Annotated in this window: 8 protein-coding genes and 1 pseudogene; all 9 read right to left on the minus strand. The window is 48.8% G+C overall.

What is annotated here, in order from left to right; all coding sequences use genetic code 11:
• Nucleotides 1–615: 615 nt before the first annotated feature.
• Nucleotides 616–1,281 (minus strand): ThuA domain-containing protein, encoded by a 666-nt coding sequence (locus AC3WRW_RS32545; protein ID WP_492550360.1) that lies wholly within the window; start codon nt 1,279–1,281, stop codon nt 616–618.
• Between the two features lie 15 nt (nt 1,282–1,296).
• Nucleotides 1,297–2,217, minus strand: a complete 921-nt coding sequence (locus AC3WRW_RS32550; RefSeq protein ID WP_492550361.1) for an aldo/keto reductase — start codon at nt 2,215–2,217, stop codon at nt 1,297–1,299.
• 31 nt (nt 2,218–2,248) lie between these two features.
• Nucleotides 2,249–2,701, minus strand: coding sequence for a VOC family protein (locus tag AC3WRW_RS32555; protein ID WP_492550362.1), 453 nt, complete (start codon nt 2,699–2,701; stop codon nt 2,249–2,251).
• 22 nt (nt 2,702–2,723) lie between these two features.
• Nucleotides 2,724–3,611 carry a carbohydrate ABC transporter permease gene (locus tag AC3WRW_RS32560; protein ID WP_492550363.1) on the minus strand — a complete coding sequence of 296 codons (888 nt, stop codon included), beginning with the start codon at nt 3,609–3,611 and terminating at the stop codon, nt 2,724–2,726.
• 10 nt (nt 3,612–3,621) lie between these two features.
• A complete protein-coding gene (locus tag AC3WRW_RS32565) occupies nt 3,622–4,512 on the minus strand; it encodes a carbohydrate ABC transporter permease (protein WP_492550364.1) in 891 nt (296 codons plus the stop codon).
• A gap of 27 nt (nt 4,513–4,539) precedes the next feature.
• A complete protein-coding gene (locus AC3WRW_RS32570; RefSeq protein WP_492550365.1) occupies nt 4,540–5,874 on the minus strand; it encodes an ABC transporter substrate-binding protein in 1,335 nt (444 codons plus the stop codon).
• Nucleotides 5,875–5,895: 21 nt separating this feature from the next.
• On the minus strand, nt 5,896–6,345 hold the full coding sequence (locus tag AC3WRW_RS32575; protein WP_492550366.1) for a VOC family protein: 450 nt from the start codon (nt 6,343–6,345) through the stop codon (nt 5,896–5,898).
• A 408-nt stretch (nt 6,346–6,753) separates the two neighbouring features.
• Nucleotides 6,754–7,611, minus strand: a complete 858-nt coding sequence (locus AC3WRW_RS32580) for a helix-turn-helix domain-containing protein (protein ID WP_492550367.1) — start codon at nt 7,609–7,611, stop codon at nt 6,754–6,756.
• Nucleotides 7,612–7,827: 216 nt separating this feature from the next.
• A pseudogene (locus AC3WRW_RS32585) lies at nt 7,828–8,972 on the minus strand (hypothetical protein); the annotation flags it as partial.

An 8,972-nucleotide genomic window follows, 5' to 3' on the forward strand; every position in this document is an offset into this window, starting at 1 on the left:
CAATACAATAGTGCTATTAAAAGATAAAAGATTACTGTTACTGTCCAAAAAAGAAAACTCTTCACTGCTGTACCCACCTTAGGCTTTTGTTTATTTGAGCATTAATCCTTGTTAAAATATTCAGCTACCAACACAATAAAACCAACAACAAAAAATATGATGCCCACTATAAATGGGGAAGCCTAAGAATAAACTTTGTATTGTCTTCCTCACCTTAGAACCTCCAACATGTTTATTTATTCACCAAATAATTCCTATTTTATTAGATGCCGTAATTCATTTATAGTTGCGTTTTAATCGCCAACAGCTCAAACAAAAAAAGGTAGATTTAAGCATCCTATATATGCGTGCTCCTTATCAAGATATGACTCGTTAGGTAAACGCCACCGTTATAGTACTTTTTTGGTGTTATTGGCCAATTATGAAAAGTAAATAGGACACTCTTGATACTAGAGTGTCCTATTATAATAATACCCTCCCTCGGAATCCATACTTCCAATGAGCGAGGATACAAGCCATGCTAGTTGCGCGGCAACTTTTCAAAAGGCAATTCAAAAAGATCTTCGTCGATTCTTTTGTCCTTTGGCGCCATAAAAAATTAACATTTAACCATATTTAGCCCATATGACTACACCAGCTTATCGCGGAACGGATCAAAGAAATGAGATCAGGATGCATGAGTCCTTCCGACGTGTGTGCCGGAGTCAGACAGCAAACCCGCCCGGATCCAAATTCGTGCGCCCAGCCGGCTGTAGACTGACCGTCCTCGGATTCCGATACAAGGAAGACGCCCGTTTGTGAGCGGTCACAGACCACGAAATAATGCTCGTCGGTGAAATCGAAGGCACTAACGCCCCCTAAGCTGATTCCCAGCTCTTCGTCTCCCTGTATGCGGTAGCGCACGGTTCGATGCTGATCCGGATGATAAACGAAATGCCCCCGCAGCATGCAGCTATAGGCGCCATCCTCCGCGTAAGATGCAAGACCGGAGTGCCAGGCGAACCAGCCTCCTCCGTTATGGACAAAACGAACGATCTCTTCCTCCAAATTGTCCGTCATCCATCCATGTACAACAGCATCCCCCGGATTAACGCGATCCTCCTTAAATAGAACGACCGCGTCTGGGCGTTCCTTCAATACTTGCGACAGACGATTAGTTTCTACATAGTTGACCTCCGCCAATGTTGAACCGTCCGGCAGCCGCAGAGCTTGTTCCAGCGATTGGCGGATCCGTTCAGGTTCATGATAGTAATCGCCAACGATTGCTACAATACGCTTCATTTTCACAGATCCTCCCTATTCTAATCCGATCCAGTCCTCGCTCGCCCGAATCTTCCACCTTGAACGGATCAACTCATAATCTGCTTCAGACAGCGGTCCTTGACGGGCAACTTCTGCATTCACGCCCCACCGTGCTGAATTCGTCGTCCCGATGATTGCCGTATGGACACCTGGAACCGATAAGGTAAAGCGCAAAGCCGAGGCGAAGCTATCACTAAAACTACCCTGCAGAACGTTGTAATCCAACTGCTTAAGCCGATGCCAATAGTCGTGATGGTACGGATTTTGTGGCAATGACTCGTATCGCCATACCACATTGGCCACAGGACGCTTGGCCGTAACACCCAACCCGGCACGCACCGCCTCCGGAATCGTCAGTTCAATTGCCTCCTGATCTGCAATGTTAACGGATGTCATCAAGGAGTCGAAAGCACCGCACCTGATCGCATACAGGGCATCCTTATGGTCGCCGCTGTATCCGATGTAGCGAATCTTTCCCTTCTCTTTGGCACGCAGCAGAACATCGATCGCGTCTCCTTGGCGGAGGATCGCCTCCGAGCATGTATGCAAATGTACGACATCGAGATAGTCGGTTCGAAGCCTTCTCAAACTCCTGTCTATGCTGGCATCCAGCATATCCTTGTGCCAATGAGGAAGCTCGAAGCCCTGCGAGTGGCCGCATTTTGTAAAGAGGTAGAATTCTTCTCGCCGGTGAGAAATCGCTTGACCGATCAATTCCTCGCTATCGTTATAGCATTCGGCCGTATCGATCACATTCAGCCCGGTCTCAAGAGCAGTAGACAAAATCCGGACTGCCTCCGGTAATTCGAGCTTCTTCGGGTGGAGCTCCGCAGCGCCGAGTCCTCCGAGTTCCCCGCCGCCATGGCCAAGAACACTTACCTGCATGTCAGTATTTCCGTATCGACGCTTCTCCATGATCAGACGCCCTCCTGGTTCTTCGTGCTTATCAATCGTTTTCTAGCAGCTCCAGGATCACCTTTAGTTCATCCTTGGCGTCAATATAAGCATACCGTCCGCCCGTATATTCACCCGTTTGAAGCAAGGGCATGTTCTTCGCGCCGAGCTTAATGATTTTTTCCTTTATGCCGTTCACGACAAAAGCGATATGGTGTACGCCTTCGCCAAATTCATTCAAATCATTGCGCCATGTACTTGGCTCATTATCTGGTTGTATCAGTTCCAAGTCAAGCGACGGGCCGATTTTGAAAAATGCAAGCCTGGATCTGGCCATCGACGCATTACCCTTATACTTAGTTTGCGCTTTCTCATATTCGTCCGTCGTTACAAACCGGGGCTCCACCCCGAGAAATTCCGCATAAGCTTTTGCTGTTTTTTCGATGTCATGCACGAGAATACCGATTTGCGTTACTACATTTGTGCCCAGTACGTTTTGTTCCATTGATGATCGCTCCTTAATAGGTTTATTCAATATGACCAAATTTCTTGTTTAACTTAAACAGGGTGAGAATGATGACCATGGCCATCAGCAGCATGATCCATGCCATCGCCGAAGCATACCCCATTTTAAAATACTGGAACGCATTCCTGAAAAGGTTTAGTGAATAAAACAGGGTTGCGTTATCGGGCCCACCGGATGTCATAATCAGCGGTTCGGCAAACCACTGAAACACATTAATCACCAGCGTAACTACATTAAATAGAATGACCGGAGACAGCAGGGGCAGGGTGATACTCAGCGTCTGTCTGATAAATCCAGCCCCATCCATGGACGCCGATTCGTACAGTGACTCTGGTATTTCCTGCATGCCGGCAATGTAAATAATCATCGCACCGCCTGAGGACCAAAGCATCATTAAGATAAAAGACGGTTTGGCCCAAGAAGGATCTGCTAGCCAGGCCGGACCACTAATGCCGATGTAGCTCAGAAGTGTATTGATGACACCGTTGTCGGCCTGCAGCAGCCAGATCCAAAGAATGCCTATAATGACGACCGGGACGAGCGTAGGCAGGAAGAATATAACGCGAAGGAACGATAGTCCCTTTAGCTTCCGGTTGTTCAGCAGCACGGCAACCATAATGGCAAATGCAGTCGTCAGCGCCGTCCCGAACGTTCCCATGTACAGCGTATTGGCAAGTGACTTGTAGAATACAGGATCGTGAAATAAGGCCGCATAATTATCCAGGCCGACAAAAACAGGCGGATTGACCACCGAATAATCGGTCAGGGAGTAATAGAAGGATGCGAGAATCGGGTACAGTTTGAAAACGAGGGTACCGACAATCCAGGGAGAAATGAACAGTATCGCGTTTCGCAAATCCCGTTGTTTGATATTCAGGCGTTTGTTCATACGCTCCTCCTTATCCCTTCATCCCGGACATCGTGATGCCTTGGATAAAATATTTTTGCATGATGAAAAACAGCAGCAACACCGGAAGCGTCATCGTTACGCCGAGCGCCATGAGAATGTTCCATTTCGGATCCAGCGTGCCCATAATTTGCTGTGCACCCAGTGACAAGGTATACATATTGTTATCGCTTAAATAGATGAGCGGCCCGATAAAATCGTTCCACGTATGCAGAAACGAAAAGATTGCAACGGTCGTAAGAACCGGTTTGGCCAGCGGCATCACGATCCGGAAAAAGATTTGAAATTCGTTAGCGCCGTCGATTCTCGCAGAAAAGGACAGTTCCTTCGGAATTCCGAGCAGAAATTGGCGAAGCAGAAAAATAAAGAACGGATTACCGAAGAAGTGCGGAACGGTCAGCGGCAAATACGTGTTGATCCAGTGCAGATTCTTGAAGAGCAGAAACAATGGGATCATTGTCACCTGAAACGGCAGAATCATCGTGATCAGGACGATGACGAATACTTGATCCCGGTACTTCCATTCCAGCCTTGAGAAGCCGTAAGCGACAAGTGCATTAGACGCAATACTTCCGATAATTGTCGGAATGACAAGCATCATCGTGTTCTTCAAATAGAGCAGGAACGGAAATGATGAGAACATCAGTGTAAAATTGCTCCACTGCGGGGATTTCGGCCACCAGAGCATCGGCACCTCAAAAAGCTCGGAAGGCTTCTTCAGTGATTCCGAAACAAGCCAGAAGAAAGGGATAAGAAAACATACGGCAAAGAATAACAGAATGATATATTGAACCGTCAGCTGTACGCCGGTTTTGAACGATTGCCTTTGGTGAGCGGAAGCGAGCTGGGAGTCTCTTTTTCTTTCTATCGAAGGTATCGACATCGCCATCATCCTTTAACTTTTTTCCAGCTATTGAAGAGTTTTCTGCAATTTATCCTGCAGCGCTTGAAGCAGTTCCTTCGGGTTCTTGTTGTTGTAAATGACATTGTCTTGCAGCGCCTTCAATTCATCCGAAAGCTGAGGCGAGATTTTGGTCAGCGCAGGATGTCCGGCATTTGGAGAGTTGGCAAGCTCTCTTTCCAACTTATAGATCGGGTCTCCCTTCTTTGTCCAGCTCACTTCATCGAACTTGCTGTTTGTAACCGGAATCGATCGCCACTGGTCAAAGTTAGAACCGTTGACTTCGGGTGTTAGACCAAATTTTACAAATTCAACGGCAAGATCGACGTTCTTCGAGCCCTTAGGAATCATGAATACGTTGGAATTAAGCAGTGTTCCATTTTGCCTTCCCCCCGACGGCACTGGAATTTTCGCAACCCCGTACTTCACATTAGGCGCGTAAATACGCAGTGCATTCGTAAACCAGTTGCCCGTAACGGTCATGGCGACTTTACCGGTCATGAACGGGTGATCGGGCGAGAACATGCCACCAAATCCGGAAGTAAACGATTTCAATTGTGCTGGGTTATATTTTTGTGCATATTTATTCATCCAGTTGTACACGGCTACACTCTTGTCATCCGTAATCGCCAGCTTGCCTGTTGAAGAATCGTAAATCTTTGAGCCGAACATCCACAGCCATGTAAACGCGTCGCCTCCGCTATCCGTCCAGGGAATAAAGCCCATCCTGTCAATCTTATTGCCATTCATCGTCGTCAGCTTCTCCGCGTACTGGTCAAGCTCTTCAATCGTTGTCGGCGGTTTATTCGGATCCAGGCCGGCTTCCTTAAACATATCCGTATTGTAATAAAGCATGAGTACGTTGGAATCCTGCGGAATCAGAAAGGTTTTTCCGTTATATTGCATCAAATCCTTGAACCCCGGCATCAAGTCTTGACCGAGTCCAAGCTGATCGATATGAGTATCCCAGCTTTCCAGGGAGCCTTGCGCCGCATAGCTGTATGCCAATGCCGGGCTATCCGCTTCAACAAGATCAGGCGCCGAATTACCCGTGATAGCGGCCAGGAGCTTCCCATTGTTTAATCCACCGTTCGGTACGAACGTGACGTTGACCTTAATGCCAGTCTTCTTCTCAAAGGCAGCGATTCGCTCTTGATCCCATTTCTGCGAGTCACCACTGAACGGGCTCCAGTAATTGAGGACACGCCCGCCCGATTGGCTTGACTTTCCATCACCTTGAGCTGTCACTTGATTCTGCGAGCCCCCATTACTTGCCGTAGAACAGCCGACGACCAGAGTTGCAGTTAGCGTGCAAGCTAAAACCAAAGACCATGCTTTCTTCATGGCTATCGCCTCCATCTTCACTTATTTCACTTCGTGTTTGATGTTGAGAATGACCCCAAGCTGTTCGGCACTATCCATGAATGTATAGCTCCCGCCTGGATACTCTCCGTAATGTCTAACGGGTACGCCTAATTCGGCAAAATACTCGATGACTTTCTCTCGGTCCTGCACCATAAAGCCAATATGGTGTACACCCTCGCCTTTCATTTCCAGGAACTCCCTCCACGAGCTCGGCTCATCGTCAGGCTCCGTCAATTCCAGAACGAGATGTCCCAAATCAATCACAGCCAATTTAGCGCGAGTTGATGTCGGTTGATTCCGGTAAGTCGTATTTGCTGCTTCTCTCGGCGGAATCGTAAAAATGTTAGGAACCTCTACTCCGAACAGCGACGCATATTGCTGCGCTACCTTCTCAATATCTCTCACGACTAGAGCGACCTGGCAAACAGCATTTTTGTTAATTACCCCCATCCGAAATCCTCCGTTCATAGATAATTGCTGTATAGGAATATACTACTATCCGTTTTGCTGTAGTCATCCGGCAGTCACCGCCGACTTCTATCGGCTCCAGTAAACTTTCACCTCCTTGTAAACATTTTCGCCCAAAATGAAAGCGGATTCTCGCCAAAGATTGCCGACTAATCAGCCATAATTTGTTGTTTTCGCGATTGTGCCGAACACAAGGATAAACGACTTCGTCGTCCTTTTAGGAAGAGCGCGTTAGTCAAGGTAGATGCGAAGCAAAAGTATAAAACTTATACTTTCTTATCTACTAAAAAACGGACCTTGCAGAGCCGCTGACTTCATCAACGTCGCCACAATAGACCGTTTGGGGTGAAAATTCTTAAGTATTGCAACATTCATACGAGTGTAACTGCCTTAGAGGTGGGTATGGTTTTTTCGCAGCTCCGAAGGTGATAAGCCCTTCATAAGGCGAAACCAGCGATTGAATGTTCGCAGGCTGTTGAAACCGCATTCAAATGCGATTTCAGTAATTGACATATTTTCGCCTAAAATCATGCTCTCCGCTTTATTAAGCCGCAGCAAATTTTGATAGCTTTTAAGATTCATCCCGGTAACCTGATTGAACAAACGCGAGAAATAATACGGGCTCAAATTCATCCGCTTGGAAATTTCGTCGAGCGTAACGGTGCGATTACAATTTTCTTCAATATATTGCAGGGCAGCTCTCACAAGCCGAATACCCGAGACGCTCTGTCTATGTTTACTCTTTTGATTGGCTTGCACTTTTGGCAGATGCCGAAGTAAAATAGCGCAAAGCTCCAGCAGTTTCCCTTTAATCATCCATGTGAAGCAGTCCTCCTGCAGTCTCTCTTCGTTCAAAATACCATGGATTAAACGAATCATTTCCTCATGTATATCCTTGGATAGCATCGTCTTTGGGTAAGCGCTATCAGAAATGAATGGATAAAGAAGACGATGATTTTTTTGCCACATTCCGGTGCCGTCCACAAATTCCGGTAGAAACTTGATAAGAATGACCGAGCTTTCTTCAGTAGTTACATAAGAGTGGATGTCGTTGCTGAACGATACGGCGAAATCTCCCGGATGCAGCCTCTTTCTTTCCGTGTTAATCCCCATCTCAATTATGCCTTCTAGCACTAGAATCATCTCCACCTCTACATGCCAGTGCGGCAAAAAGTTAAGATTATCGGAAATCATCACAGTGAACGGAATCGTGTCGTAGGTGTGTTGATTCTCAAAAAAAGCCTTCATCACTATCCCTCCTGGATCAGGATCATGGTACGGACACGTTCATAATTATTTATTTCGCCAAAATCTTTAAGGTCATATTACCTTACCCAAGGAGAAAAAAATGTCAATTTTTGTTGGGGATATCACGAGTTATTTGGAATCCCTTTACACCGGTCGTCCATGCTTGGCGTACCACTAACAAGAGGCTGCCCCTACCGGGACAGCCTCTTCTCTGTGCTATCTGAAAAACATATTCTCTGGAGCAGACACCACCGTTTGCACGATATGGCCAGCCGTTCCGCCAGTAGCTGCCGTACGGCCGTTAGCGCCGCCGGCGCCACCGTTGCCGCCGCTGGCTCCACCGCCGCCTCCGCTGTTGATGTTGGACGACGCTCCCGCTGTAGCCCCAGCGGCTCCGCCATTCACTTGCACGTTTCCTGTAATCGTCGCTGTGCTTGTCGAGATTAGATGCACGATCCCGCCACCTCCACCGCCGCCGCCGCCTTCAGCATTGCCGCCATTGCCGTCGAATCCGTCTGAACCGCTGCCGCCGTTCGCCAAAATGCTCCCCGCAATCGTCATGCTGCCCTTGGCGCTAAGCACGACGATGCCGCCTGCTCCGCCGCCGCCCCCTTGAATGCCCTGCCCTGGCGTATTGGGGTTCGTCCCATTGGCTCCGCTGGCAATGATCATTCCGCTTGCCGACAAGGTCAGATTTCCTTTCGCAATTATGACGACAGATCCGCCCCCATCGCCGCCTCCCGTTGCCCCGGCTCCGCCGCTGCCCGCGCCGCCAGCTGCCGCATCGGGCAATGTGATGCGCGCAGCGGACAGGTACGGAATCCCTTTGCCGCCAGCCCCTGGTGCCGCTGCCGAATAAGAAATGCCGGGATGCACACGATCCGGCCCCGCATTCGAAGCTCCCGTCAACACCTGGACGGTGCCCGAAATGGAAATGCCTCCTAATGATCGCAGGATCAAGCCGCTAGGGACTTTCAGCGTGCCGTCAATGGTAATGCTGCTAAATTGCAAATTGCCGCCATAGTATGGACTACCCGAGGTAATGGCACTCAGATCCAGCGTTTGACCGGGAGGCACATATAACGTGTTGGCCGAACCGTCTCCATACAGGCCGATGTCTCCAGCCTGGCCTGCAGGCCCTACGGGACCGGTTGGCCCCGGAATACCTTGGATTCCCTGGTTGCCCTGGTCGCCTTTATCTCCCTTGACCCCCGGAGCACCAATCGGGCCCGCAGGGCCTACCGCTCCCTGCTCACCTTGATCGCCTTTGTCTCCCTTGGCCCCCGTGGCACCAGCCGGGCCCGCAGGACCTACCGCTCCCTGCTCACCCTGGTCGCCTTTATCTCCCTTGACCCCCGGCA

It is taken from the genome of Paenibacillus sp. FW126-R14, from assembly GCF_058789495.1.

Bases quoted from the DNA above. Each gene is read 5' to 3' on its own strand.
- AC3WRW_RS32580 (WP_492550367.1), bottom strand. From the start codon at position 7,611: ATGAAGGCTTTTTTTGAGAATCAACACACCTACGACACGATTCCGTTC.
- AC3WRW_RS32570 (WP_492550365.1), bottom strand. From the start codon at position 5,874: ATGAAGAAAGCATGGTCTTTGGTTTTAGCTTGCACGCTAACTGCAACT.
- AC3WRW_RS32550 (WP_492550361.1), bottom strand. From the start codon at position 2,217: ATGGAGAAGCGTCGATACGGAAATACTGACATGCAGGTAAGTGTTCTT.
- AC3WRW_RS32565 (WP_492550364.1), bottom strand. From the start codon at position 4,512: ATGTCGATACCTTCGATAGAAAGAAAAAGAGACTCCCAGCTCGCTTCC.
- AC3WRW_RS32560 (WP_492550363.1), bottom strand. From the start codon at position 3,611: ATGAACAAACGCCTGAATATCAAACAACGGGATTTGCGAAACGCGATA.
- AC3WRW_RS32555 (WP_492550362.1), bottom strand. From the start codon at position 2,701: ATGGAACAAAACGTACTGGGCACAAATGTAGTAACGCAAATCGGTATT.
- AC3WRW_RS32545 (WP_492550360.1), bottom strand. From the start codon at position 1,281: ATGAAGCGTATTGTAGCAATCGTTGGCGATTACTATCATGAACCTGAA.
- AC3WRW_RS32575 (WP_492550366.1), bottom strand. From the start codon at position 6,345: ATGGGGGTAATTAACAAAAATGCTGTTTGCCAGGTCGCTCTAGTCGTG.